This window comes from Bacillus sp. NEAU-Y102 (genome assembly GCF_054788175.1).
In genome coordinates, this window is record NZ_JBTWFK010000014.1 from 24,702 (window position 1) to 49,837 (window position 25,136).

30 protein-coding genes are annotated in these 25,136 nt (G+C 35.4%); 17 read left to right on the forward strand and 13 right to left on the reverse strand.

Annotated features, from left to right (window positions below; translation table 11 throughout):
• Nucleotides 1-18: 18 nt before the first annotated feature.
• On the reverse strand, nt 19-1,320 hold the full coding sequence (locus ACYFX0_RS26940) for an NCS2 family permease (RefSeq protein WP_000482710.1): 1,302 nt from the start codon (nt 1,318-1,320) through the stop codon (nt 19-21).
• 201 nt (nt 1,321-1,521) lie between these two features.
• Here ACYFX0_RS26940 and ACYFX0_RS26945 point away from each other — a divergent pair, with 201 nt between their 5' ends.
• From ACYFX0_RS26945 to ACYFX0_RS26955, 3 genes are all read left to right on the forward strand, one after another.
• Nucleotides 1,522-2,388, forward strand: coding sequence for an SDR family oxidoreductase (locus ACYFX0_RS26945; protein WP_106082124.1), 867 nt, complete (start codon nt 1,522-1,524; stop codon nt 2,386-2,388).
• Between the two features lie 66 nt (nt 2,389-2,454).
• Complete coding sequence (locus tag ACYFX0_RS26950) at nt 2,455-3,216, forward strand: L,D-transpeptidase (protein WP_106082125.1); 762 nt, start codon at nt 2,455-2,457, stop codon at nt 3,214-3,216.
• A 103-nt stretch (nt 3,217-3,319) separates the two neighbouring features.
• Nucleotides 3,320-3,571, forward strand: coding sequence for a hypothetical protein (locus tag ACYFX0_RS26955; RefSeq protein WP_000834195.1), 252 nt, complete (start codon nt 3,320-3,322; stop codon nt 3,569-3,571).
• 33 nt (nt 3,572-3,604) lie between these two features.
• Here ACYFX0_RS26955 and ACYFX0_RS26960 read toward each other — a convergent pair whose 3' ends face one another.
• The 9 genes from ACYFX0_RS26960 to ACYFX0_RS27000 all read right to left on the reverse strand — a co-directional run bounded on the left by ACYFX0_RS26960 (nt 3,605) and on the right by ACYFX0_RS27000 (nt 10,314).
• Complete coding sequence (locus ACYFX0_RS26960; protein ID WP_106082126.1) at nt 3,605-3,820, reverse strand: DUF1540 domain-containing protein; 216 nt, start codon at nt 3,818-3,820, stop codon at nt 3,605-3,607.
• 72 nt (nt 3,821-3,892) lie between these two features.
• On the reverse strand, nt 3,893-4,345 hold the full coding sequence (locus ACYFX0_RS26965; RefSeq protein ID WP_106082127.1) for a thioredoxin family protein: 453 nt from the start codon (nt 4,343-4,345) through the stop codon (nt 3,893-3,895).
• Nucleotides 4,346-4,357: 12 nt separating this feature from the next.
• Nucleotides 4,358-4,777, reverse strand: a complete 420-nt coding sequence (locus tag ACYFX0_RS26970) for a disulfide formation protein C (RefSeq protein WP_000532272.1) — start codon at nt 4,775-4,777, stop codon at nt 4,358-4,360.
• A gap of 165 nt (nt 4,778-4,942) precedes the next feature.
• A complete protein-coding gene (locus tag ACYFX0_RS26975; protein WP_001195459.1) occupies nt 4,943-5,191 on the reverse strand; it encodes a YhdB family protein in 249 nt (82 codons plus the stop codon).
• A 120-nt stretch (nt 5,192-5,311) separates the two neighbouring features.
• Nucleotides 5,312-5,824: a PCYCGC domain-containing protein gene (locus tag ACYFX0_RS26980; protein ID WP_106082128.1), complete on the reverse strand. Its 513-nt coding sequence runs from the start codon at nt 5,822-5,824 to the stop codon at nt 5,312-5,314.
• 45 nt (nt 5,825-5,869) lie between these two features.
• Entirely contained in the window at nt 5,870-6,979 is a 1,110-nt protein-coding gene (locus ACYFX0_RS26985) for a GerAB/ArcD/ProY family transporter (RefSeq protein WP_001092365.1), read from the reverse strand.
• 16 nt (nt 6,980-6,995) lie between these two features.
• Nucleotides 6,996-8,078 carry a Ger(x)C family spore germination protein gene (locus ACYFX0_RS26990; protein ID WP_106082129.1) on the reverse strand — a complete coding sequence of 361 codons (1,083 nt, stop codon included), beginning with the start codon at nt 8,076-8,078 and terminating at the stop codon, nt 6,996-6,998.
• Nucleotides 8,075-9,592, reverse strand: coding sequence for a spore germination protein (locus ACYFX0_RS26995; RefSeq protein ID WP_106082130.1), 1,518 nt, complete (start codon nt 9,590-9,592; stop codon nt 8,075-8,077). Before ACYFX0_RS26995 ends, ACYFX0_RS26990 begins: the two co-directional genes overlap by 4 nt.
• Before the next feature lie 125 nt (nt 9,593-9,717).
• The gene (locus tag ACYFX0_RS27000; RefSeq protein WP_142399139.1) at nt 9,718-10,314 is read right to left on the reverse strand and encodes a hypothetical protein; all 597 of its coding nucleotides are present in this window, start codon (nt 10,312-10,314) and stop codon (nt 9,718-9,720) included.
• Between the two features lie 232 nt (nt 10,315-10,546).
• Here ACYFX0_RS27000 and ACYFX0_RS27005 point away from each other — a divergent pair, with 232 nt between their 5' ends.
• From ACYFX0_RS27005 to ACYFX0_RS27065, 13 genes are all read left to right on the forward strand, one after another.
• On the forward strand, nt 10,547-11,107 hold the full coding sequence (locus tag ACYFX0_RS27005; protein WP_460272022.1) for a nitroreductase family protein: 561 nt from the start codon (nt 10,547-10,549) through the stop codon (nt 11,105-11,107).
• 114 nt (nt 11,108-11,221) lie between these two features.
• On the forward strand, nt 11,222-12,637 hold the full coding sequence (gene spoVR / locus ACYFX0_RS27010; protein ID WP_001202690.1) for a stage V sporulation protein SpoVR: 1,416 nt from the start codon (nt 11,222-11,224) through the stop codon (nt 12,635-12,637).
• A gap of 108 nt (nt 12,638-12,745) precedes the next feature.
• Nucleotides 12,746-14,017, forward strand: a complete 1,272-nt coding sequence (locus ACYFX0_RS27015; RefSeq protein ID WP_106082132.1) for a neutral/alkaline non-lysosomal ceramidase N-terminal domain-containing protein — start codon at nt 12,746-12,748, stop codon at nt 14,015-14,017.
• A 174-nt stretch (nt 14,018-14,191) separates the two neighbouring features.
• Nucleotides 14,192-15,160 (forward strand): trypsin-like serine peptidase, encoded by a 969-nt coding sequence (locus ACYFX0_RS27020; protein ID WP_142399140.1) that lies wholly within the window; start codon nt 14,192-14,194, stop codon nt 15,158-15,160.
• Nucleotides 15,126-15,515: a DUF2606 family protein gene (locus ACYFX0_RS27025; RefSeq protein WP_106082133.1), complete on the forward strand. Its 390-nt coding sequence runs from the start codon at nt 15,126-15,128 to the stop codon at nt 15,513-15,515. The genes ACYFX0_RS27020 and ACYFX0_RS27025 overlap by 35 nt, the downstream gene beginning before the upstream one ends.
• A 189-nt stretch (nt 15,516-15,704) precedes the next feature.
• The gene (locus ACYFX0_RS27030) at nt 15,705-15,968 is read left to right on the forward strand and encodes a metal-sensitive transcriptional regulator (protein WP_000456202.1); all 264 of its coding nucleotides are present in this window, start codon (nt 15,705-15,707) and stop codon (nt 15,966-15,968) included.
• Nucleotides 15,969-16,056: 88 nt separating this feature from the next.
• Nucleotides 16,057-16,617: a sulfurtransferase TusA family protein gene (locus ACYFX0_RS27035; RefSeq protein ID WP_000023977.1), complete on the forward strand. Its 561-nt coding sequence runs from the start codon at nt 16,057-16,059 to the stop codon at nt 16,615-16,617.
• A 38-nt stretch (nt 16,618-16,655) separates the two neighbouring features.
• Nucleotides 16,656-17,792, forward strand: a complete 1,137-nt coding sequence (locus ACYFX0_RS27040) for an MBL fold metallo-hydrolase (RefSeq protein WP_000351932.1) — start codon at nt 16,656-16,658, stop codon at nt 17,790-17,792.
• A 25-nt stretch (nt 17,793-17,817) separates the two neighbouring features.
• Nucleotides 17,818-18,045 (forward strand): sulfurtransferase TusA family protein, encoded by a 228-nt coding sequence (locus ACYFX0_RS27045; RefSeq protein WP_001022560.1) that lies wholly within the window; start codon nt 17,818-17,820, stop codon nt 18,043-18,045.
• Between the two features lie 37 nt (nt 18,046-18,082).
• Nucleotides 18,083-18,442: a rhodanese-like domain-containing protein gene (locus ACYFX0_RS27050; RefSeq protein WP_001092313.1), complete on the forward strand. Its 360-nt coding sequence runs from the start codon at nt 18,083-18,085 to the stop codon at nt 18,440-18,442.
• Between the two features lie 13 nt (nt 18,443-18,455).
• A complete protein-coding gene (locus tag ACYFX0_RS27055; protein ID WP_000661799.1) occupies nt 18,456-18,752 on the forward strand; it encodes a rhodanese-like domain-containing protein in 297 nt (98 codons plus the stop codon).
• 73 nt (nt 18,753-18,825) lie between these two features.
• A complete protein-coding gene (locus ACYFX0_RS27060) occupies nt 18,826-19,305 on the forward strand; it encodes a DsrE/DsrF/DrsH-like family protein (RefSeq protein ID WP_000437741.1) in 480 nt (159 codons plus the stop codon).
• Between the two features lie 33 nt (nt 19,306-19,338).
• Nucleotides 19,339-20,103 (forward strand): sulfite exporter TauE/SafE family protein, encoded by a 765-nt coding sequence (locus ACYFX0_RS27065; RefSeq protein ID WP_017762812.1) that lies wholly within the window; start codon nt 19,339-19,341, stop codon nt 20,101-20,103.
• A 32-nt stretch (nt 20,104-20,135) separates the two neighbouring features.
• Here ACYFX0_RS27065 and ACYFX0_RS27070 read toward each other — a convergent pair whose 3' ends face one another.
• Together ACYFX0_RS27070 and ACYFX0_RS27075 are read right to left on the reverse strand one after the other, a co-directional pair.
• Complete coding sequence (locus ACYFX0_RS27070; RefSeq protein WP_000642361.1) at nt 20,136-20,576, reverse strand: hypothetical protein; 441 nt, start codon at nt 20,574-20,576, stop codon at nt 20,136-20,138.
• 148 nt (nt 20,577-20,724) lie between these two features.
• Nucleotides 20,725-21,924: an LCP family protein gene (locus ACYFX0_RS27075; protein WP_000437427.1), complete on the reverse strand. Its 1,200-nt coding sequence runs from the start codon at nt 21,922-21,924 to the stop codon at nt 20,725-20,727.
• A 227-nt stretch (nt 21,925-22,151) separates the two neighbouring features.
• Between ACYFX0_RS27075 and ACYFX0_RS27080 the strand changes: the two genes are divergently transcribed.
• The gene (locus ACYFX0_RS27080; RefSeq protein ID WP_106082135.1) at nt 22,152-23,237 is read left to right on the forward strand and encodes a YhdH/YhfP family quinone oxidoreductase; all 1,086 of its coding nucleotides are present in this window, start codon (nt 22,152-22,154) and stop codon (nt 23,235-23,237) included.
• A gap of 36 nt (nt 23,238-23,273) precedes the next feature.
• On the opposite strand, the gene ACYFX0_RS27085 is transcribed toward ACYFX0_RS27080, so the two are convergent.
• Nucleotides 23,274-24,929: a Na/Pi cotransporter family protein gene (locus tag ACYFX0_RS27085; protein ID WP_000456251.1), complete on the reverse strand. Its 1,656-nt coding sequence runs from the start codon at nt 24,927-24,929 to the stop codon at nt 23,274-23,276.
• Between the last annotated feature and the right edge of the window lie 207 nt (nt 24,930-25,136).

The window sequence follows — 25,136 nt, forward strand, 5'->3', positions numbered from 1 at the left end:
CCCTCTTTATGAGGGATTTTAATGTGGTAAGAAAATTAATTGATAAGCAAACAAAATTCCAAATACATATACAAGTGGGTGAACAGCACGGAATTTACCTTTTGCCACTTTCATAAGTGGGTATGAAATAAATCCAAGTGCGATACCTGTTGCGATACTTGATGTAAGTGGCATGCTTAAGATTACTAAGAATGCTGGGAATGCTTCATCAAATGCGTCCCAATCGATGTGGCGAACTGAACCCATCATAAGACTACCAACGATAATTAATGATGGTGCAGTAATAGCTGATACACCAGAAACAGCACTTACTAATGGGCCGAAGAATGCTGCTAGTGCGAATAGAACAGCTACTGTAACAGTTGTTAAACCAGTACGACCACCAGCTGCAACACCAGCAGATGATTCAATGTAAGCTGTTGATGGTGTTGTTCCGAACATAGAACCGATTGTTGCTGAGAATGAGTCAGATAGAAGAGCTCGTCCTGCTTTTGGAAGCTTTCCGTCTTTCATAAATCCACCTTGTTGTGCAACGCCAAGTAATGTACCTGTTGTATCAAATAATGTAACAAGGAAGAATGAGAATACAACGCCGTATAATCCGTAGTTAATTACGTCAGATACAGCAGTAATTGGATTGGAAACGATAATTCCTTCTGGTAATCCAGGCATTGATGTAACACCGTTTGAGAATGTTAATTGTCCTGTGAAGAAAGCGATAATACCAGTTAATAGCATACCGATAAATAGTGCGCCATTTACATTTAAAGACATAAGGATAATAGTAATTCCAAGTCCAGCTAATGCTAGTAGAACTGGAGCAGAGTGAAGATCACCAAGTCCAACTAAGTTTGCATCATTTTTTGTAACGATACCTGTTAAACGTAAACCGATAAAGGCGATAAATAGCCCAATACCAGCAGTAATTGCATGTTTTAAGTTTTCAGGAATTGCTTCCATTAATTTTGTACGGAAAGATGTAAATGATAGCAAAATTAAAATCATACCTGCTACGAATACAGCAGAGAATGCAATTGCGAAAGTCATGCCTTCATGCGCTTTTACAACAGAGTAAGAGAAGTAAGCATTTAATCCCATACCTGGTGCAATTGCGATTGGTAAGTTTGTAAAGATCGCCATAAATAATGTTCCGACAACAGCAGCGATAATTGTTGCTGTAAATGCTTGTTCAAATGGAACACCTGCATCCCCAAGGATGACTGGGTTTACGACAATGATATATGCCATTGTTAAGAAGGTAATAATACCTGCCATAATTTCAGTTTTAATAGAAGTTTTATGTTTTGAAAGGTTAAACATATAAACATCCTTTCTGTTTACGAATAATTTTCACAACAGTTATATATAATATTCGTTTTTTAACTATTTTGCAATAGTTTTGTATAAAAAGTTTACAACAATTCATATTTTGTGTCTTAAATTCGAATATTAATCGTAACTTGATGTGTGAATTTCAGTTTTTATTATGCACATTATAAGGAAAAGGAGTTGAAAGAAGCTATGCCACAGCAAAAAAACTTTGTAACAATGCCAGCGCAACATCAAAATAAACAGCCTGGTATTGAATCATTAATGAATCCACTTCCGCAGTTTGAAGATTCAAATTATAAAGGTAGCGAAAAGTTAAAAGGAAAGAATGTATTAATTACAGGGGGAGATAGTGGGATTGGACGAGCTGTTTCCATCGCTTTTGCGAAAGAGGGAGCAAATATTGCGATTGCTTATTTAGATGAGGAAGAAGATGCAAATGAGACGAAACAACGTGTTGAAAAAGAAGGAGTAAAGTGTGTATTGTTGCCGGGTGATTTAAGTGATGAACAGCATTGTAAAGATGTTGTTCAAGAGACCGTCCAGCAGCTAGGTAGTTTACAGGTTTTAGTAAATAATGTCGCGCAGCAATATCCGCAGCAAGGACTAGAGTATATTACAGCAGAACAGCTAGAAAAGACTTTTCGTATTAATATTTTTTCTTATTTTCACGTTGCGAAAGCCGCACTTTCTCATTTGAAGAAAGGAGATGTCATTATAAATACGGCATCTATCGTTGCATATGAAGGGAATGAAACGTTAATTGATTATTCCGCAACGAAAGGAGCAATCGTAGCGTTTACAAGATCACTTTCTCAATCGTTAGTGCAAAAAGGGATTCGTGTAAATGGTGTTGCACCGGGACCGATTTGGACACCGCTTATTCCATCGAGCTTTGATGAGAAGAAAGTCTCTCAGTTTGGAAGCAATGTCCCGATGCAACGGCCTGGTCAACCATATGAGTTAGCGCCGGCATACGTATATTTAGCGTCTGGTGATTCTTCTTATGTTACTGGACAAATGATACATGTAAATGGGGGCGTTATTGTAAATGGATAGTTTTCATTTATAAGAGCAAAGTAAAGCTAATTACAATTATTATGGTGAGCGCTAGGGGGGATATAGGTGAAAAGGGTATGTTTCGTCTTACTATTATTTTTCTTCCTACCGGTTAGTGCTTTTGCTGATACAGATCATTTAATATTAGTGAATCTTACGACAAATCAGTTGTCTTTTTTTGAGAATGGAAATTATACAAAAACATTTCCAGTAACGACTGGAAGAGATCGTACACCTACGCCTGAAGGTAATTTTTGTATTATAACTAAATTTAAAAATAAAGAATACCATCGAAAAAAAATACCTGGGGGTGCACCGAATAACCCTCTCGGTACGAGGTGGCTTGGACTAGATAAGAATGAATATGCGATTCACGGGACGAACCGGGAATGGACGATTGGAAGTAGGGAATCAAATGGCTGTATTCGTATGCATGACAGGGATATACAATGGTTATATGACCGAGTACAATTACAAACAAAAGTAATCATTTCTCGTTTTCATACGAGCCCCGAATATGAAGCGAATAAGCTTGGTTATCGCGTTGTGAGCTGGAATGGTCGAAAAATAGAAAAAGAACAAATTGGAGTACTTACGTTAGTAGACCGCGCGGATATATATTGGCAAGAACCAAATGGACAGTTAATGAAAGTAAAAACTGTATTGCCAAATGAAAGATATCCGGTATACTCAAAACGAAAAGATGGAATATATTATATAGGAAACAATTCGTATATTATAGATGAAACAGGAGAGAAAGTTCGTTACGAGCAAATTCCTTCTTCGATTTTAAGTAATATATATAAACGGAAATACAATGTTCCGTAATGGCTACCGTATTATAGACGGTAGCTTATTTATACTTGGAGTTTAACTGCAACTATTGTATTTTGCTGAATATAATACAGTACAGATAGGGGGCGGTTATATTATGAAAAGTGAATTTGCGTTTAAAGTTTTCTTAGTAACGACCTGTTTATTTATCGTGTATTTATATGCGTTTCTCGTCTTTTCTTTTTATGTTCCATATGTTGATTTAATATTGTTCTTCGGATTTATTTGGGCGTTTGTGAAAGCGAGGGAAGGAGAGAAGAGTATATATCGGCGCATTACCCTATGCGGGACGGCCGTTCTCGTTATTTTGTACTTTTTTATTATGCATGATTTTTGGAGAGGGATGTAAAAAAGCATACGATGAATCGTATGCTTTTTATGTTTAATATTTAGGCTTAAATGTATGACAACAAGTCTCTACACTCGTTGCTACAGAACTTTCTAGCGTCTCGTTTGTTAAAACAGCAGCTGTATATGAATCATTTTCAGTTTGACCAGTTTCATCTGCATCAGGCTGAACGATGATCGTACTTGCTTGACAAAAGTTACCTTGTCCCCAAAAAGAACAGTTGGAAACAGAACATCTTACTTCTGGCATAAAACCCCCTCCTTATACATTAGTGTGGGATTTTACGCCCATTTCATGTGTAGAAGGAGTTTCCTTTTCTTATTACTTTTTCGTTTGTTCAAGCCATTCTTTTAATTTGTCTTTCGGCTGTTCACCGCTAATACGGCTCACTTCTTTGCCATCTTTAAAATGAATGATTGTTGGTGTACCTTGAATTTTATATTCATCCCAAGGAACATCTAATTTTTCAATATCCATAACTTTCATATCAACGTTCAAGTCTTTAGCCATTGGCACTACGACAGGAGATAATTTTTGGCAATGAACGCAAGATGTTTGATAAAAGTATACTGTTTCTTCTTTTTTCTCTTTTAAGTTCTTTTGAAGATCTGAAAGAGAGATTTTATTTGTGTAGTAGTCAGAAACGTTTGTCTTACTTTCAGTAGGATTATCAATTTTTTGGCTAGTAGCATTTTTTTCTTCCATTTGTGTTACTGCAAAAATTGCCACGAACAAGGCGATAATAATACCACCAAATATAAGCATTTTTTTCATTCTTTCATCTCCTTATTTGTTTTTGATGACAATAAAGCTACAAACAGCGATTGTAATAAAGCCGATAAGTGCTAAAAACGGGATTGTCACAAAGCCGAACCAGTTTATGTATTCTCCCGTACATGGTACACGTCCACAAGCTGCCCCAGCTGCTGAAAATGCTGCGACTTTTTGAATTGCATAGTGATATAAAGAAATACAAGCGCCAATAGTTGCGATTGGTAAAGAATAACTTGCGATGCGATAGTCTTTCTTTGCCACAGCGATACCAAGCCATAAAACGAATGGATACATAAAAATGCGTTGATACCAACAAAGGACACAAGGCTCAAATTTCATGATTTCGGAAAAGTACAGACTTCCTAGTGTAGCAACAAAAGAAGCTCCCCATGCGGTAAGTAAAGCATATTCTTGCTTTTTTTCTCGTCCCATATTTTATACCTCTCTTATAATAGTTACATACTAAATTATAGTATGAAGTGGTATAGAAAAGAAAGAAAAAATATGTTTATCAATAAAAGTTTTATAAGAGGAAACTTTTATTGGTATTAATATTTTAAAAAAGCGCCATTCTCCTAAAGAGAATAGCGCTATATTTTACATTTGAATTTGCTCTACTTCTTCTACATGCGACTTTTGGGATGCATGGTCAATATATTGAAATAGGAGCTGCAGTTGTTTATCAACTTCTGGTAGTTCTTTGCTGTATTGATAAGCGTGTAAAAAATGCTCAATACGCTTAGAAAATAATTGATCGTTCGTTTGAACCATGAGAACGAGTAATTTATCCCAATTACAGCAATACGTGTAATAGAGAGCTTTATCATAGTCGTTATATGTTTGCACTGTGTACCCTCCTTACCGAGAGTTATATATAGTGTGTGATAAGTAAGGAGAAATACACTTGAAAGAATTTGTTAAGAAAAAAAGAGAATGAAAAGAAAAAACGAGGAATTCCCTCGTTTTTTAAGCTTTTGGCATTGGCGTAGGTGTTGGTTTGCCATAGCCTTCTTTGTATTTATTATCGATATAGTTACGAATTTCAAGCGTTGATTTTCCTTTTTGTTTCATGGAAGCAGATTCAACTGCGATTTCTAGGCAATTGACGCAAGTCGTTGCGTGGGAATCCCAAACAACTTCACCATTCTTTTTAATTTCACGAATAAAGCAGTTTTTATTATTTTTATGTCCTACACTTTCACCGCAACCACAATAGCATGGAATCCAATCTAATAGCTCTGCATTTTGCCCAGCGACGCTGTAAATATCTTTCATTTGTGGATCAAGCTTATCTAGGAAGGTCGGAAGTGTGTCGACTCCTTTTGTTTTCTCTTGAATGTCAGCTTGTTGAGTGTGGGATGCATGGTCATGTTCTTCTTTTTTTGATTCAGAAGATTTTTGGTCATTTGTACCAGTACTTCCGCATCCAGCAAGAATTAAGCTTAGTACTGCAAGTAAAGAAAATACATACTTTTTCATTCGCTTGTCCCCTTTACAAATGTATTAATCAAATTGTATCAGAGATTATGGAGTGTCGGGTGAAGATTTTTTCGACTGATTTTTGAAACGCCATCTTAGCGAATGAAATAGAAATAAAATTGGGATATAAGCGTATACAATATATAAACCCGCTTGAGATAGTACGGTATTTAATGTATTGATACTTTCACGGTTTGTGAAAAGCAGAGAAGCTGAAAATATGATGAAAATAAAAAACGGTAATGTAAATTTAAATGAAATATGAAAGGAACGCTTCATTGTTTGACATGATGACCAAATGGTTAAGCAAAGATTTGGTAAAATAATTAAAAACCAAACGAAAATAATAATATATTCAAAACGCTGAATAAAAGGAACTTTAATTATTTTTAACATTGTTAAAGTAGGCCAAATAGTACGGTTTAATTGACCCTCACTATAATACATAAAGGATACGATAGCTAAAACTACATAAATTAAGGTGCTAAAAGCAATTCCAGCATGGGCCCATCGTTTTAAAGATTTTCCTTTTTCAATAAAGGGATAAAAGATAAGAATTGTTTCAAACCCCAGAAATTCCAATGCAGAGTGTTTTGCAGATATAAGCATGTCAAAAGGTGAATGTGTAAAAATAGGTAAAATATTACGGAAATGAGCATATTTCATTGGATAGATTAAAAAGAATACAACGAAAATAGGAAGAACAATACCCCAAAAACATATCCCTGTCACAGAACGGAAGCCACCTTTTATAATGTAGTAAGTGACTAACAAAAACATAAGCGTAAGTTTCCATAACTTAATGGTAGGGAAAATCCAAACTTGTATCACTTCCATATATGTACGAAGAACAGTAAGGCAAAATAATAAGCAATAAAGAGTGAAAATTACAGAAAATATAGAGCCAAACCACTTTCCAAAGGTTGTTGTATGGATACTAATTAAATCTCCGTCTTTTTCAAGCATTTTTAACATACAAAACAGCACAATATGAGTTGCAATTCCCGCAATAATAAGAGAAATCCAGGCATCATAACCAGCGTTTTTTAAAATTACACGTTGATATCCGAGAATTCCTATACCAATCTGGAGAGAATGCAATAAAATAAATGCAAAATATGGAGAGACTGTCTTTGTTTTATTTATTGTATTCATTGCTTATTTCACCTCACTATTCTCCGATTCCAGATTGTACAATATTAAGATCTAAATTTATATCCACCGCTACATTTTTATACATATTTCGAATTTGTTTTATATTCCATTTTCTTGTATGGCTTCTAATTTCATCTCGTATTCCTAAAGGATCAATTTCCTTTTCTTGAAATTGTTTTATTAAATCTTCACAGTCTTTTTCGACATTTCGTTCAATTTGTTTTTTTATATAGTTGATATTTGTTTTTTTTCTTAAATCAATCCAATTAGGAGAGTTTTTAATTAATCCATTTAATTTTAAATGGATTTTTACTTTTGGTATGTCGCCAGATTGATCTATATCATACTTATTTTCCCCAGCTAAGTTTTGTATAACAACCATGCCTTTATGTTTATCCTTTGTTATCGCAGCTTCGTAACGTCCATTTTTCGTAGGGTTAATAAGTAATTTTGCTAAAACAGAATGTCTTTTATCCGTATACATGACGACTTTATCGCCTTTTAAAAAGGCAAGTCCTTTGACAGCGACAGAATGATTATCGTCCATTTTAATATAAGGAACATAGGCATCACATACAGAAGAGTAATAATTATATAAAAAAATGTTTAATTCGGTTTGTGGAATGTTCTCATTTCTTATATTTTGTTCGAGTAAATCAGCAATATATAAAGACCCATTTTTTTTTCCGTAATTTAAAAGCTCTTCAGCCGATCCATCTACAATTGCTAGTTGTACATCACGCCCGATATTTGGGTCACGTTGTAAGTTAGTAATAATCTCTCCCATTCCGCGTTCTCCTAGAGCTTTTCCAAATAGGACGACACGCATTTGACCTACAACAACATTGTGAGGAGATTTCGCATTCAATCGTGAAGCAATTGTTTCAAGTGAACGGGCAGATGTTGTTTGCGTCTCTGGCTTAGACTTTACACCATGTGTGTACTCTGGGAATAGAATAGTTCCTTGGAATCTTTTGTTTTTTGTGATGTCAAATCCAGCAATATGAATAATACGCTGTGCATCCACTATATACGTTTGTGTACAGCCAGTTTGTAAAACGAAGAAGATAATGATAAGGTGCAATAAAACTTTTTTCATTCATTCTCACCATCACGTTTTTGCTTCGATTTGTTTGGATTATAGCGCCATTTTGATTTTGGTCTAAGAAAAGAAGGTCTTTGTGCCGTTTGACTAAATGGTAATCGAAGAAAACCTTCTGCTGTACCTAAACCACGAAATGGATATAAAGGTAATAAATAAGGTGATCCAAGTGATTTTAATTTAATTAAATGAGCTAAAATAAATACAAATCCGACAATAAGGCCTAATCCTCCGAATGCACCGGCTAAAAGAATAAGCGGAAAGCGTAACAACCGGATAGTAGAAGACATCTTTACGGTTGGTGTTGTGAATGATGCAAGAGCGGATAAAGCAACTGCAATTAGTAAAATAGTACTTGTCAAAGCCGCTTCAACAGATGCTTGGCCAATTACAATCCCCCCAACAATTCCAATCGTTTGTCCGACTTTTGTCGGTAAACGCGCTCCCGCTTCACGAAGCAATTCGATTGTAATTTCTAAAAAGAGTGCTTCTAGAATAGGAGGGAAAGGTACGTTAGCTCTCGAGAAAATAATAGGACCTAGTAAATCGGCAGGAATCATTTGATAATGATATGTTAAAGCCGCTGTATAAATAGCGGAGGAAAACAGAGAAAATATAGCTCCGAAAAAACGAATAATACGAAAGAACGATCCAATCATCCACGGTAAATAATAATCTTCTGGTGAAATGAAAAAATCCAGTAACGTTGTTGGTCCTGATAAAGCATATGGAGAGCCATCTGTTAAAATTAAAACTTCCCCGTTAATTAACGCAAATACAGCTCGATCTAATCGCTCTGTAGGTAATAGAACAGGAAAAGGTGAATTGCTATTATCACTAATAAATTGCTCAATCATAGTTGAATCAAATGGGACATCAAAGTCAATGTCTTCTAGCCGTTGAATTGCGGCGTTGACAAATTGTTCATTTGTAATTCCTTCTATATAAGCAACTGCTACTTTTGTTTTTGATATAGATCCGACGGTAACTTCTTTAAAAATGAGTTGCTCCGTTACGATATTTCGGCGTAATAAGTGGATATTTGTATCAAGGTTTTCAACGAAACCGATTTTAGGCCCGATTACGCTATACTCATTTTCTGTATCGTTATATAATCGTTTTCCTAAAACAGTACTTTCGGCACGAATTAAAGCATATTGATCAGGATTCGAATTGTTTTTTAAGCGTATTAAAATATATCCACCTAATAATTTTTCACGAATATCATCAATAGAAGGGGATGTAATGATATCTTCAATAGAGATGATATTACATAAATCAGAGATGTTTTGGATTTGTTCCGATTCCTTTTTTATAGGAGTTAAAATGAATTGTTTAATAATAAGTGCTTCCACGACAGATTTATAATAAAACAAGCACAACGTTTCATCTTTAAGTATGTTATAAGAGACAAAATCGCTTGATTCTTTCATGGTTTGTATAAATTCTGGAATAGAACAAAGTGTTTTTGTATTAGTCTTTTTTGATTTCTTAGATGATAAACCGAACATTTTCTCACCCCTAACTTACATCATTTACTTATGTTAGTTTTTGGGAAAGACGGGAATTTATACTTAAAAATTGAAAGTTCATAAAGAAAAGGAAGAGTGGTGAATGGCTCTTCCTTTTTAGCATTTTAATTTGTTTTTTGTTCTTTAATAGACTTCACTAATTTCATCATTTCCGCCCGTATATCTTCTCTTTTTACATTTAATTTTTCGGCAATTTGTTTAATGTCCATTCCATCTTTTTTCATTTTTAATACATCATCAAGAGGGGTATTGCTTTTTTGAGAGATGATTGTTAACACAGTAAGGTGACGCAATTTGATGTTATATTCTTTCATTTTTTGTTTTAGCTGATCCGGTGTGGATTTTTGCATAGTTGCTAACTGTTGTAGCAGTGCTTGCTTTGTTTCTTTATTCATATGATGTTTTTTCAGCTTACTTGGATCTACACCGAAATGCTCGGCTGTTTTCTCCCAAGATTTATTTTGCTTATAGTAAGCTAAAACGTCTTTTATTTCTTTATTACTAATCCTTGCAATGTGAGCAGCCCTCCAAATTTCATGTTTGTTATAGCCAAGTTTTTCTAGCGATTGCATTTCTTCTTCTGAAATTGGTTTATGATGATGTATCGTTACTTCTTTTGGCGTGGCAGCGGACGTAGGGAAGGTGGATATCCCGCATAATAATGCTGCCATAGTCATACTTACTGCGATTTTTTTGTACATGTAAACTCCTCCTAGATGGATAATGTAGAAAACTGTACACATATCATTTCCATAAAATGTGAAATACTTGTGAACAAGTTAAGTTTTTTTATTCACAGTATGAAATGACATTTTTAGAAGTTTTCCAACATAAAACATTGATTAATAGTAAAAAACTAAGGTATAATCGAAATTGAAAATCAATATCAATAACAAATGTATACATATAGATGAAAATAAGGGAGAGAAAAATATGACTACATATACTTCCATCGCAAATGTGATTAAAGAAAGACGCTCTGTACGTACATTCACAGATAAAGCTGTAGATAAAGAGTTATTAATTGAACTATTAAACGACGCAACGTGGGCACCGAATCATAAACACCGTGAACCATGGAATTGTAAATTATACATTGGAGAAGGTCGCAAAAAATTAGTAGACGCAGTATTAAACTCTTTCACAGAAGAAGAAAGAGCGAAACGCGGCAAAATTTTATCAGATCGTTTCTTAAGCACGCTCGCACAAATCGTTGTTTATATTAATGAAGATCCACGTCAAATTCAACGTGACGAAGATTACGCTGCAACATGTGCATTTATGCAAAACTTCCAACTGCTTGCTTGGGAACGTGGATTAGGTTGTGTTTGGAAATCAGGCGGATTAAACTATAATCCATTATTTATAGAAGGACTTGGTTTAACAAGAGGTCAACGTATCGTTGGAATTCTTCACCTTGGCTATTTCGATAAAGCACCAGAAGGAAAAGCTCGTACTCCGATTACGGAGAAGATGGAGATTATTGAAGGTTAATAGATAAGACATTCTCGTTTTTGCGGGGGTGTCTTTTTATTATGCAATCAATCCTCATGAAAGCTTGTTCTCCATCATACACTTTCTTAAGGGAAAGTGTAAGGAGGGAAAATAATGAGAGCAAGTGACGATAAAGCACTGCAATATGCGATTGCGGAAATTACGGAAATTGCGACTGGATTTGGGCTTGATTTTTATCCGATGCGTTATGAAATATGTCCAGCGGAAATTATTTATACATTTGGTGCATATGGGATGCCGACGCGGTTTTCACATTGGAGTTTTGGAAAACAGTTTTTTAGAATGAAATTACAATACGATTTAGGTCTTAGTAAAATATACGAACTCGTTATTAACTCTGATCCATGTTACGCCTTTTTATTAGATACGAACTCGTTAATTCAAAACAAATTAATTGTAGCGCACGTTTTAGCACACTGTGACTTCTTCAAAAATAATATTCGTTTTTCAAATACGAAGCGAGATATGGTAGAAAGTATGGCGGCAACAGCGGACCGTGTGAAAGCGTATGAGCATAAGTACGGAAAAGCAGAGGTAGAAACATTTTTAGATGCCGTACTTGCCATTCAAGAGCATATTGACCCATCGATTATGCGTCCAAAACTTGCGTGGAGTATTGAAGATTTAGAAGAGGATGTAGAAAAGAAAAAGATATCACAGTACGATGACTTATGGAATTTAGATGATCGAAACAAAAAGAGAGAACGACCTAATATGCATAAAAAGAAGAAAATTCCGCCGCAACCAGAGAAAGATTTACTCCTCTTCATTGAAGAATATAGCCGTGAGCTAGAAGATTGGCAGCGAGATATATTAACGATGATGCGTGAGGAAATGCTATATTTCTGGCCGCAGCTTGAAACAAAAATTATGAATGAAGGCTGGGCATCATACTGGCATCAACGCATACTCCGTGAAATGGACTTAACATCTTCTGAAGCGATTGAATTCGCAAAGCTTAATGCAGGTGTAGTTCAACCATCAAAAACAAGTATTAACCCATACTACCTAGGTATTAAAATGTTTGAAGATATAGAGGAGCGCTACAATAACCCGACAGAAGAAATGAAACGACGCGGTGTAAAACCAGGATCTGGCCGTGACAAAATCTTTGAAGTACGCGAAATCGAATGGGATGTATCATTCTTAAGGAACTACTTAAACAAAGATCTCGTAATGAGAGAAGATATGTACTTATTCCAACGCCAAGGAAAAGAATATAAGGTAATAGATAAAGAGTGGGAACATGTACGTGATCAGCTCGTAAATATGCGTACAAATGGTGGCTTCCCGTACTTAGTAGTAGAAGATGGTGACTACTTAAAGAACGGAGAGTTGTACATTAAACATAGTTACGAAGGAATTGAGCTCGATTTAAAATACTTAGAAAAAGTACTGCCATACATTCATCAGTTATGGGGAAGAACGGTGCATATGGAGTCGATTGTGGAAAGTAAGGGCGTTGTGTTTTCTTATGATGGGAAGATGGTGCATCGGAAGTATGTGTGATGAAAAGAATGGACATAGAATGCTATGTCCGTTCTTTTTTATTTGGGGCAAAGTTAAATATGCTATTCTTGAAGAAAGGGAGTTATATAGAGAAATGGAGCGATTCAAATGAGCAAAATAGGGGTATGCAAGGTAGATATTACGCCGCCTGTCGGTATTGATTTTGTTGGATACCATAGAGAGACAGGAATAAATAATATTGAAGAGCATATTTATGGGACAGTTTTTGTATTTGAAAAAAATGAAATGAAAACTGTGTTTATAAGCATTGATAATATTGGGATGTTAGTAGAAGATACGAATATTATTCGTGAGCGCGTAGCTAGCAGGCTTCATGTGCCATTTGAGCGAATAACAGTTGTTTATACACATACACATTCTGGTCCGGAAACTGTTGGTGAGCAAGCTTTAGTAAAGTCGTATAAAACGAGTTTAGTAAATAATGTAGTGCACGGTGCTGTTACTGCAAATAATAACTTGGGGCTATGTGAAGTTGGCTGGAGTGTTACGACAGGTGATATTGGGATAAACCGAAGAGAGAGAACATCTGATGGAAGAGCAAAGATGGGAACAAATATAGAGGGTGTTGTAGATAAACGAATTGGCATGTTAGCAATAAGAAATGCTGAAACGAAGGAGCTATCTGGGATTATTGTATTTTGTACTGCGCATCCGAATGTTTTAAAAGGTGATAGCGATGTATTATCAGCGGATTATCCTGGAATGACGAGGGAGATTCTTGAGAAAATCGTAAATTGCCCTGTTATTATTGTGCAAGGAGCTGCTGGTAATGTAAATGCGAAGTATCGCGGTTCAAGGGAAGCAGTAAAGCAAATGGCTTACACACTTAGTGGACATGTATTAGCAATATTGCCAATAGTTACATATAGCCCAATTGTAAATTTAAGAACAGTTTCGAGTATGATGCAAATGAAGTTGAAAGATATTCCTGAAATGAATGAGATACGAAGCATGGCTCAATTGGCGGAGAAGCAGTGGGGTGTGAACACGGACGAGTGGCTTACTATCGTTTTAGAGAAATATAAGCAAGGTATTCGGCAGTTACGTATTGATTTAGAAGTTCAACTGTTTCAAGTTAATGATGGAATGTTCTTTGGTATACCGATGGAACCTTTTTCAGAAACCGCGTTAGAAGTGAAAGAGAGTCTTCAAAATGAAATAGCCTTTCTTGGTGGATATACGAATGGATATATTGGTTATTTACCGACAAGGGAAGAGTTTACATATGGTGGATATGAAGTAGAATTAAATCCTGTTGTATATGGGCCTGTTACGAATTTATTGATGCCACCGGAGAAAAATACTGCGGAGCTGATTGTGAAGAAGGTTACGGGCTTATGTAATAAAGTGAAGCTTTAATAAGACAGATTTTTGAAAGCAGAGTAAAGAATATAAATAATTGTTTGAGTTTATTAAGTCAACGTAATTAACAATGATTATCATTGTTAATTACGTTGACTTCTAAAAAAAGAAAAACTAGAATTTATAAAGGGATCCTCAATTGTTTGCTATCACTTGTATAGGAGGTAAGTTATGTTGGATAGCTTTATTTCTATAAGATGCAGGTTGGCTCTTTATCGTTTTGGTGTTCTTTTTATATTTTTTTGCATAGTATTTTTGGTGCATCAGAAGGTGTATGCAGAAGATGTACCGTGGACATCGGTCTCAAATGAGGGAGAACGTGAACTGTTTCAAGAACAATCATTGTATAGTAATGATCGAAGGGGAGAAGATCTTGTTTCGCCCTCATTTGAAGGGCGAAAACATGGTGGGGAAGATTGGGGAGCATATTTGGAAAATAGTACGTTAAATTATTCACCTAATATTCTTACCTATTCTGTTATAGGAAGCGATGATCGAATACGGGTTAATGATACAAATTCATATCCGTATAGCGCTATAGTCCATGTTGCGACTCAGTATAATAGTGGAGAAGTTTATGGGTGTACAGGAGCACTAATTAGTAAAGATACAGTGCTTACAGCTGGACATTGTATTTACAATAAAGAAATTGGTGGATGGGCGACAAATGTTATTGTGACCCCTGGTAGAAATGGAAACCAAGCACCGTATTTACCTTATAGTTGGACAAAACTCTATTCAGTAAGTGGATGGACTGATAATGAAAATTCAGATTATGATTATGGAACGATTAAATTAAATGGGTCTCCAGGAGATTATATTGGCTGGTTGGGATATAGAACTACCTATGTAGAATCACCAAAAGGTTTACTTGCGGCGATTCCTGGATATCCCGCTGATAAAATAGGAAATGAACGTTACACAATGTGGAGAGACTATGGTCCAATTGAGGGAGTTTCTCCTAGAATGTTAACATACAAGATTGATACTTATGAGGGGCAAAGTGGATCACCTGTATATCAGTATTTCGATACCGGTATCAAAATAATAGCCATTCATACAAGAGGAAATAAAAATATGAATTTTGGAAATCGGATAACAGACGATGTGTTTAATAATATTAAAAAATGGCCTGAATAAATATAGTAATTCTATTTGGATTTTGTATTGTATATTGGTCATAATCATGATGTCTAGTTATATAGTAAATAACGAAGAGAATGTTAGTAAAGTTGTTAATCCTATAACTTTCTATGTTCAAAATAAAGAGAAACAACAGATAAAAGACTTTGAAATTATGCTTATAAAAGATGAATTACCTCAGCCTAGTAAAGAAATCGTGATTTCGATAGAGAAAACTAATCAAGAAGGAAAATTGATTTGGAAGATTCCTAGAAAAGGAAAGTATATAATTTTATTGCCGAATAATGAGAAAAAAGAGATTGTGATTAATGATAGAAATGTAGCTAAATTAATAATGATTAACGTAAATTAATAAAAATAGGCCGAAACCAATCATATGGTTGATTCGGCCTATTTTTATATGATTTAGAAAAATTGTGAAGTAAGTATAAATTTCAGTCTAAAGATTAAAAACTTTACAATATACCCTGAAGGGTATATGATATTATACAAAGTTATAAAGTAATGTATAATATAGTTACAATTACGGAGGTGGTCTATAGTGGAATACAATCAAGATATGAAAAATAGATTGAAACGTATTGAAGGTCAAGTTCGTGGTGTGCTTCGTATGATGGAAGAAGGAAAAGATTGCCGAGAAGTTATTACACAGTTAACGGCATCTCGTTCTGCACTTGATCGTACAATTGGACTTGTTGTTGGAACGAATTTAGAGCATTGTTTACGTGAACAGTTTGAAAGTGGCAATGGTTCAAATGAAGAGTTAATTAAAGAAGCTGTTCAATTACTTGTAAAAAGCCGATAATCTGTCAAACGTAAGTGTTGACAGATTTTCAAAAACATTTTAACATACCCCTACAGGTATATGTATGTAAATTGTGGAGGAATCGATTATGAGTATAAAAGTGGATATGAGTTTAGATTGTAAAGGTTTGGCTTGTCCGATGCCTATTGTGAAAACGAAGAAGGCGATAGAAGGGTTAACACCAGGGCAGGTGATTGAAGTTAAGGCAACAGATAAAGGATCTACGGTAGATATAAAAAGTTGGGCGAGTAAAGTAGGACATCAATATATCGGGACGAAACACGAGGGTGATGTATTGGTGCATTATGTTAGGAAAGCAAATGAGCATGAAGTGAATGAAGCTGTGAAATATCCACATACAATTACGAATGCAGAATTACAGTCTATATTGTCTCATGGGGAAGAGAGCATTGTATTAGATGTTCGCGAAGCAGCGGAATTTACTTTTGGCCATATTCCATCTGCCATTTCGGTGCCATTAGGTGAATTAGACAGCGCAGTGTTAGATCAGACGAAGCAAATTTATGTTATTTGTCGAACTGGTAACCGCAGTGATGTAGCTTGCCAAATGTTGAAAGAGAAAGGTTTTTCAAATGTGAAAAATGTCATTCCTGGTATGTTAGGGTGGCAAGGAAATGTGGAGAAATAAAATTTTTTAAACAAAAATATACCTATGGGGGTAATTAAATGGACATTAAGATGTTACAAGCAAAAGATGTTGCAGAGAAAGTTTTATTCGGAGAGTTATTCATTTTAGATGTTCGTAATGAGACGGATTATGAAGATTGGAAAATTGAAGGGAAACAAGTTTCTTCTATTAATAAACCTTACTTTGACTTGTTAGATGGTGTAGATCATATTGTAAGTGAATTACCTAAAGATAAAGATGTTTTAGTAGTATGTGCAAAAGAAGGGTCTTCTATATTTGTGGCAGAGCAATTAACAGAAGCGGGATTACAAAATATTTATTATTTAGCTGGTGGAATGAAAGCTTGGAGTGAATATGTGAAGCCGTTAAAAGTAGGGGATGTACAGGGCGGAGGGAGTATATATCAATTTAATCGTCTTGGAAAAGGCTGTTTATCTTATATGGTTGTTTCTAACGGTGAAGCAGCAGTTATTGATGCGGTAAGGACAGCCGAGGCATATGAAGAGTTTGCGAAAGAGCATGGCGTTACGATTACGAATGTAATGGATACACATTTACATGCAGACCATATTTCTGGTGGACGTAAGTTAGCTGAAAAGGTAGGTGGTACGTATTGGTTACCGCCAAAAGATGCCGAGGAAGTTGTTTTCTCATACGAACCGCTTGTTGAAGGATCTGTTATTACGGTGGGGGGTACTAAAATTGTAATTGACGCATTATACTCACCAGGGCATACGATTGGAAGTACGTCATTCATTGTTGATGATTCTTATTTATTATCAGGCGATATTTTATTTGTAGATTCAATCGGGCGTCCTGATCTTGCTGGTAAGGCTGAAGATTGGGTGAGTGATTTAAGAAATACGTTATATACACTTTATAAGGAACTGTCTCAAGATTTAATTGTTTTACCAGCCCATTATTCAAAAATAAGTGAAATGGATGAAAGAGGCGTTGTGAGTGCGAGCTTACAAGATTTATTTAAAGAGAATGTAGGGTTAAATATTGCTGATGAAATAGAGTTTCGTAAAGCTGTGACAGAGAACTTACCGCCACAACCAAATGCATATGAAGAAATTCGTCAAACGAATATGGGGAAAATTCATCCGAGTGTGGAAGAAGAGCGAGAAATGGAGATTGGCCCAAATCGTTGTGCAGTGCATGAGTCATTATAAAAATAACAAATTGGAGGAATTGATCATGAATATAAAACAAGTATTAGATGCGAAAGGTTTAGCATGTCCAATGCCGATTGTAAGAACAAAGAGAGCAATGGATGCTTTAGACACTGGAGAAGTGTTAGAAATACATGTAACGGATAAAGGGTCAGTTAAGGATATTCCAGCGTGGGCAAATAAAAGTGGTCATGACATTGTAAAGCATGAAGAAGAAGGCGATGTACTAAAGTTTTGGATTAAGAAGGCGTAGTAAAGAAATAATTTTATAAATATAGAGGGGGAGTTATATGAACACAATATTAAGTACGCTTTTCATTGTACTTGCTGCAGGATTTGTTATTTCACGTTTTTTACCGGTAAAAGGTGTTCGAAATATAAGTGGAAAAGAATTAAAGAGTATAGTGGGGAAAAAGGGGAAGCAATTTATCGATGTTCGTACAGTAGGTGAATATAGAGGGAATCATATGAAGGGATTTCGAAATATCCCGTTAAATGAGTTAGCTAGTAAAGCAAATCAATTAGATAAAAATGCGGAAGTAATCGTTATTTGTCAGAGCGGGATGAGAAGTAAGCAAGCGGCAAAGGTATTAAAGAAATTAGGATTCCAGCACCTTATCAATGTTTCAGGTGGTATGAATGGTTTGTGAGGAGGACTTTAAAATGAAAGAAATGACAGCAAAAGAATTAGAAGAAAAATTATTACGTAAAGAAGCAGTAAATATTGTGGATGTCCGTGAAGTAGAAGAAGTAGCTGAAGGAAAAATTCCAGAAGCATGTAATATTCCGCTAAGGATATTAGAGTTTCGTATGCATGAGTTGAATAAAAAGAAAGAATATATTATCGTTTGTCGCTCTGGCGCGAGAAGTGCAAGAGCCGTTCAATTTTTAGAAGGTTACGGTTTTCGAGCAATCAATATGGTAGGTGGTATGTTAGCTTGGGAAGGTAAAGTCATATAGCATAGAGATAAAAGGTTTGAGCCTTTTTATAAATAATTAAATACCCCTATAGGTAATTTGAAGGAGGAACAATATGGAACAACAGAAGAAAACGACAATCGTGTTATTTAGCGGAGATTACGATAAAGCAATGGCTGCTTATATTATTGCAAATGGTGCAGCGGCGTATGACCAAGAGGTAACTATTTTTCATACTTTCTGGGGATTAAATGCTTTAAGGAAAGATGAACATGTGAATGTAAAGAAAACATTTATAGAAAAAGTATTTGGAAAAATGATGCCACGCGGTGCCGATAAGATGGGATTATCCAAAATGAATTTTGCTGGCATGGGGCCAAAGATGATTAAAGGCATTATGAAAAAACATAACGCAATGCCTTTGCCAGATTTAATTGATTTGGCGAAAGAACAAGGAATTAAACTTGTAGCTTGTCAAATGACAGTAGATTTATTAGGGTTAAAAGAGGAAGAGATTATGGAAGGGGTAGAGTTTGCAGGCGTAGGGGCATATTTAGCAGATGCTTCGGATGGGAATGTAAACTTATTCATTTAAATCACCTTCTTTTTAGAAGGAGGGGGATGTAAGGTGAGTTTAGTATTATTACTTTTTATAATTGGGTTTATAGGATCGTTTATATCAGGAATGGTTGGAATTGGCGGTGCGATTATTAATTATCCGATGATCTTATACATTCCAGTATTGTTAGGATTTACTGGTTATACGTCACATGAAGTGAGTGGTATTACAGCGGTACAAGTATTCTTTGCAACTTTTGCAGGCGCATGGGCTTATCGGAAAAGTAATGATATGGATAAAACGTTAGTTGTGTATATGGGAGCTAGTATTTTAATAGGAAGTTTCATAGGGAGCTTTGGTGCTAACGTATTAGAGGAACATACGGTCAATGTTGTTTATGCAGCGTTAGCAACAATTGCTGCTATTATGATGTTCGTACCGAAACGAAATAATAGTGGTGAAGTGACATATAATAAATGGTTAGCAAGCTTGTTAGCGTTTATTGTAGGAGGAGCATCAGGCATTATAGGTGCTGGCGGTTCTTTCTTATTAGTACCGATTATGTTAGTTATTTTAAAATTGCCGATACGTACAACAATAGCAACATCTATCGCTATTACGTTTATTTCCTCAGTAGGGATTACGACTGGAAAAGTGATAACTGGTCAAGTAGTTGTAATTCCAGCTCTTATTATTGCGGTTGCAAGTATCTTTGCTGCGCCGCTTGGAGTGCGAGTCGGGAAGAGGATCAATCAAAAAGCACTGCAATATATGTTATCGATTTTGATTGTAGGCACTGCTGTTAAAATGTGGATTGATATGATATCGAAATAAAAGGATGGGCTGCTTGTAGCCCATCCTTTTATTTATGCCCAAATAACTTTCATTAAGTTTTTATATTCGTCATTTGCTAATTTATATAGCATTCTCGTATGTTCAAAGACAAGTGCTGGATTAAAGTTTGGTTCTGAGAATGCAAGAGATGCTGAAATATCAATTGCATTTTGCTTGTTTAATGTGAATTTTGCAAAGCGATAAGATGTGTTTAATTCATTAATGACATGTAAAATATCATTTGTTGATGTTGCATCAGGCACGTGAGCAACATTGAAGCAGTATATATCCACCGTAGGATGTTCGTTTTGGAAAGCAGCGATAAGTTGAATTTTTGCGCCAGCTTCTGTCTCTAATCCTACTGAAAAATGAACAGAGCCATCATTTTCATCTATATTTTCTTCCATGTATATATCGTTGGATTTTAAGTAGTCTTTAAAATCTGAGATGTTATGTTTTACTGCAGCTTTCATATGTATGAGCCCCCTGATAATTGGAATAGATTGCTACTGTTTATTATAATTTAAAAATATTAAAAAAGATAGTTAGAAAGTTCTGATTTTTGATTCTGACGAAATAAAAAGAAGCAGTACTCTACCTCCATAGAGTACTGCTTCTTTACTATTCATTGTCGTTAGACGATGTTTCTGTATCTTCACTGCTATTTTTGTTCTTATTTTTCACTTCATTGTTACTTGATTCGCGTTCACTTGAATTTTCAGACTTAGATTCTTTTGTCTTTTTCGAATCAGAGTCTGAGTCAGACTTTGTATATGCAGGTAGCCCAAGATGAGTACGAAGTTCATTTGTAACATTAGCTAATTCTTTTTTATCTGGATTGTAGTAGTAAGTTCGACCACCACCAGCAGATTTGCTACATGTATCGTCACCTTTTGCCATATAGCAATCATCACCTTGGATTTGTAATTTCTCAATTTCCGAATCCGATCCGTACTTATAGAATGAAAGCATATCATCAAATGTTAAGTTTGTAACGAATTGTCCGTTAATATCATCAATGATGTTGCCAACTTTTGTTACAGAACCAGCATTTGTTAGTTTCTTTAAAATAGCTTCGATAACGAGTTGTTGACGTTGTCCACGCATTGCATCACTATCGATGTGTCTTGTTCTAGCAAGAGCAAGAGCTTCTTCGCCATTTAACTTTTGAACACCTTTTTCTAGGTGAATTGCCTCAGCATTATCATTGCTATCTTGCTCAGTAAATTCAACTGGTACATCAACTTCAACACCGCCCAAGTCATCGACGATTTTTATAAATGATTTAAAGTTAAATTTCACAAAATAATCGACAGGAACATTCATTAATTTTTCAACTGCATCAATGCTTGCTTGTGGTCCACCATTTTTTCCGTTTTTAGCAGAACCGAATGCATGAGCGTGTGTAATTTTATCTTTTTTCTTTTCTATTGGAATATAAGTATATGTGTCACGTGGAATACTTAATAGTTTAACAGTTTTGCTATCTTTATTAAATGTTGCAAGTAAAAGCGCGTCTGTTCTTATAGCTTCACCATATTCTTTTCCTCGGACATCGCTTTCATCAACACCCATTATTAAAACAGAGACGTTATTTGTAATAGGTTTAACAGCTTTATCTCGTAAATCTGATTTATCACCGCGTGCTAAATCGTGTGCGGCATTTCGAACAGCAGAAGATGCTTTATTTACTAAAAACCAAGTATAACCGCCACCTATTAATAAAACGAATAGTATAGCGCTTATAATAATTTTTATTTTTTTCTTATTTTTGTTCGGTTTACTGCGTGTATTTTCTTGCAAAGATGGGTTTTGCTCCATTTCCTGTACTCCTTCATTTGGATTGAAATACGACACTCATATCCACTTATTATAATGAAATTTAGCGAAAAAAAACATTACAAATCATTTACATTTCGTAAAAATTCAATTTATTTATAAAAAGTCAGATTTTCTATATATTCTTTTTTAGATGTAGAATAAGTATAAGGGCTTTTGGTAGAAATGAAAATATATATTATGAGAAAGTGATAGGGAAGTAAGATTTGTTGAAATATAGCCAACAAGAAATGAGTAAGCTTACTTATTTCTTCTATATAATAAAGAAGAATTTGACGGATAAAGGAGAGAGCATAATGAATCATACATCATTCCGAGCAATCGTTGTGAACGAAACGGAAAATCATCAGTTTGTAAGAAAAGTTGTTGAGAGAGAAGTAAGTAGTTTACCTGAGGGAGACGTATTCATACAAGTTCATTATTCTTCATTAAATTACAAAGATGCCCTTTCAGCTACTGGTAATAAAGGTGTTACGAGAACGTATCCTCATACGCCAGGAATTGATGCCGCAGGAGAAGTTGTGAGAAGTGAAGATAACTCCTTTAATGTAGGAGATCAAGTTATTGTAACGGGATATGACTTAGGTATGAATACCTCTGGTGGTTTCGGAGAATATATTCGCGTCCCATCATCTTGGGTCGTGCCTTTACCAGAAGGAATGTCATTAAAGGAAAGTATGATGTATGGGACAGCAGGTTTTACTGCTGCTTTGTCGGTATATAAGCTTATTGGAGCAGGAATTAATCCTGGTATGGGAGACGTTCTAGTAACTGGTGCTACAGGCGGCGTAGGGAGTGTAGCTGTTAGTATTTTAAGTAAGTTAGGGTTTAATGTAGTAGGAGCGACAGGGAAAATGGAAGAGGAACAGATGCTACTACGTCTAGGAGCGAAAAAAGTGATTCATCGCGCGGAATTGAATGATGAATCAGGAAGACCAATGTTAAAAGGGATATACGCCGGAGTTATCGATACTGTAGGTGGACATATGTTAGAAACAGCTTTAAAAACAGTAAAGTATGGTGGTTGTGTAACGACATGCGGTAATGTGGCAGGACAGGAATTACATACAACGGTATATCCGTTTATTTTACGAGGCATAAGCCTTTTAGGGATAGATTCCGTGCAATGCCCGGTGGATGTGAGAAGAGATGTGTGGACATTGTTAGCGGATGAATGGGAAAATTCAAAGTTAGCGTCTTATACAGAAGAATGTACATTAGAAGAATTAGATGAGAAGTTTGCACTTATATTGCAAGGAAAGTTAAAAGGAAGAACAGTTGTTAAAATAAAGTGAAAAAAGAGACGCTTAATGTAGCGTCTCTTTTCTTCATTATAATGATTGTTTTAAATTGATTTTTCCTTGTTCACCTAAAACACCGTCAGCGATATTTACAGCGTGATCGCCAATGCGTTCTAAGTTACTTACCATATCGACGAAGATGATACTTGCATCACCTGAACAGCTACGCTCGTTTAGACGTAATACGTGACGTTTACGAAGAACACGTTCCATTTGGTCGATTTTGCGTTCTTTTGCAATAACAGTTTGAGCTAGTTCGGTATCGAAGTTTGTTAAAGCTTCAACTGAGTCTTGCAGTGTTGAAATCGTTAATTCCAGCATTTCGTTTAATTCACCTAATGCTTCGTCTGATAGTGAAACACGATTTGAAATTTGGAAATCTACAAGTTCTACAAGGTTTTCTACATGATCACCAACACGTTCAATATCTCCAACAACACCTGCTAAAACGGAATGTTTTTCAGAATCCGTAGGTGAAAGCGGCTTTTCAGATAGTAGAACTAAATACTCGGTAATTTTTTTATCTAAATTGTTAATAGCTCCTTCTAATTGAGTAGCCATGTCAGCGTGTTTTTTGTCTTGTGTATTTAAAAATTGGTTTGCTTCTTTTAATCCATGTAATGAAAACTCAGCCATACGGATAATTTCTTTTTGAGCTTCTGTTAAAGCGATAGCTGGAGATTGCTCAATAAAGATTGGGTTTAAATGTTGCGGTTTGAAATCAATAGCAGAGTCTTCGCCGCGAATAAGTTTTGTTACAATCCATGCTAATACAGCGATGAATGGGAATTGAATAACTGCATTTGTTACGTTAAATGTTCCGTGTGCAAATGCAATTGTCATTTCTGGATTTAAGTTTAATGATGTTTGGAAATATTGAATTAAGCTTGTAAATGGTACTAATAAAATCGTAAATATAATTGTACCGACGATATTAAAGATAACGTGAACTAATGCTGCACGTCTTGCGGCAATAGAAGTACCGATTGCTGCTAATACAGCTGTAATTGTTGTACCGATGTTATCACCGAATAATACAGGAAGGGCAGCTTGTAAATCGATTGCACCTTGACCGAATAATTCTTGCAAAATACCGATTGTTGCGCTTGAGCTTTGTACAATTAAAGTGAAGACTGTACCGACAACAACTCCTAAAATTGGGTTATCACTCATACTAACCGTTAATTCTTGGAATGATTCTAAAGAGCGAAGAGGTTTCATACCTGCGCTCATTAATTCCAAACCGAAGAATAACATACCAAAGCCGAATATAACTTGACCTAAAGAATGTACTTTTTTATTTTTAAAGAAGAATAATAAGATAGCTCCAACTGCCATAATTGGGAGAGCGTATTCTCCGATTTTAATTCCGATAATAAATGCAGTAACTGTCGTACCGATGTTTGCACCCATAATAACACCGATTGCTTGTCTTAATGTCATAAATCCTGCGCTTACAAGTCCGACTGTTAAAGCGGTTGTTCCTGAGCTTGATTGGATTAATACCGTAACTAACATACCTGCTAGTACACCCATGAGTGGGTTTGTTGTAAAACGATCTAGAATATCACGAAGACGATCTCCAGCTGCTTGTTGCAGTCCATCGCCCATGTATTTAATCCCGAATAAGAAAATACCTAATCCACCAATGAACTGGAAGATCATATCTTGAACATTATATTCCACGCATTCCACTCCTTAAATTTCATGTACGATGTAATTATTAACTGAACCTTGAGTCACTGTAAACGGTTTGCTAGTAAAATTTACACTAAATTTACAAAGGGTAGAAAAGTTTACAATACCTTAAAGAAACAGCTGTATTTTATTGGTTTTCATCTTGTATAAATCTTAATTTTGTAAAGAAATCATACTTTTTAGAATAGTATTGTT

Coding starts and splice junctions, on each gene's coding strand:
- ACYFX0_RS26940 (WP_000482710.1), bottom strand. CDS start 1,320: ATGTTTAACCTTTCAAAACATAAAACTTCTATTAAAACTGAAATTATG.
- ACYFX0_RS26945 (WP_106082124.1), top strand. CDS start 1,522: ATGCCACAGCAAAAAAACTTTGTAACAATGCCAGCGCAACATCAAAAT.
- ACYFX0_RS26955 (WP_000834195.1), top strand. CDS start 3,320: ATGAAAAGTGAATTTGCGTTTAAAGTTTTCTTAGTAACGACCTGTTTA.
- ACYFX0_RS26960 (WP_106082126.1), bottom strand. CDS start 3,820: ATGCCAGAAGTAAGATGTTCTGTTTCCAACTGTTCTTTTTGGGGACAA.
- ACYFX0_RS26965 (WP_106082127.1), bottom strand. CDS start 4,345: ATGAAAAAAATGCTTATATTTGGTGGTATTATTATCGCCTTGTTCGTG.
- ACYFX0_RS26970 (WP_000532272.1), bottom strand. CDS start 4,777: ATGGGACGAGAAAAAAAGCAAGAATATGCTTTACTTACCGCATGGGGA.
- ACYFX0_RS26980 (WP_106082128.1), bottom strand. CDS start 5,824: ATGAAAAAGTATGTATTTTCTTTACTTGCAGTACTAAGCTTAATTCTT.
- ACYFX0_RS26985 (WP_001092365.1), bottom strand. CDS start 6,979: ATGAATACAATAAATAAAACAAAGACAGTCTCTCCATATTTTGCATTT.
- ACYFX0_RS26990 (WP_106082129.1), bottom strand. CDS start 8,078: ATGAAAAAAGTTTTATTGCACCTTATCATTATCTTCTTCGTTTTACAA.
- ACYFX0_RS26995 (WP_106082130.1), bottom strand. CDS start 9,592: ATGTTCGGTTTATCATCTAAGAAATCAAAAAAGACTAATACAAAAACA.
- ACYFX0_RS27000 (WP_142399139.1), bottom strand. CDS start 10,314: ATGTACAAAAAAATCGCAGTAAGTATGACTATGGCAGCATTATTATGC.
- ACYFX0_RS27005 (WP_460272022.1), top strand. CDS start 10,547: ATGACTACATATACTTCCATCGCAAATGTGATTAAAGAAAGACGCTCT.
- spoVR (WP_001202690.1), top strand. CDS start 11,222: ATGAGAGCAAGTGACGATAAAGCACTGCAATATGCGATTGCGGAAATT.
- ACYFX0_RS27015 (WP_106082132.1), top strand. CDS start 12,746: ATGAGCAAAATAGGGGTATGCAAGGTAGATATTACGCCGCCTGTCGGT.
- ACYFX0_RS27020 (WP_142399140.1), top strand. CDS start 14,192: ATGTTGGATAGCTTTATTTCTATAAGATGCAGGTTGGCTCTTTATCGT.
- ACYFX0_RS27025 (WP_106082133.1), top strand. CDS start 15,126: ATGTGTTTAATAATATTAAAAAATGGCCTGAATAAATATAGTAATTCT.
- ACYFX0_RS27035 (WP_000023977.1), top strand. CDS start 16,057: ATGAGTATAAAAGTGGATATGAGTTTAGATTGTAAAGGTTTGGCTTGT.
- ACYFX0_RS27040 (WP_000351932.1), top strand. CDS start 16,656: ATGGACATTAAGATGTTACAAGCAAAAGATGTTGCAGAGAAAGTTTTA.
- ACYFX0_RS27045 (WP_001022560.1), top strand. CDS start 17,818: ATGAATATAAAACAAGTATTAGATGCGAAAGGTTTAGCATGTCCAATG.
- ACYFX0_RS27050 (WP_001092313.1), top strand. CDS start 18,083: ATGAACACAATATTAAGTACGCTTTTCATTGTACTTGCTGCAGGATTT.
- ACYFX0_RS27055 (WP_000661799.1), top strand. CDS start 18,456: ATGAAAGAAATGACAGCAAAAGAATTAGAAGAAAAATTATTACGTAAA.
- ACYFX0_RS27060 (WP_000437741.1), top strand. CDS start 18,826: ATGGAACAACAGAAGAAAACGACAATCGTGTTATTTAGCGGAGATTAC.
- ACYFX0_RS27070 (WP_000642361.1), bottom strand. CDS start 20,576: ATGAAAGCTGCAGTAAAACATAACATCTCAGATTTTAAAGACTACTTA.
- ACYFX0_RS27075 (WP_000437427.1), bottom strand. CDS start 21,924: ATGGAGCAAAACCCATCTTTGCAAGAAAATACACGCAGTAAACCGAAC.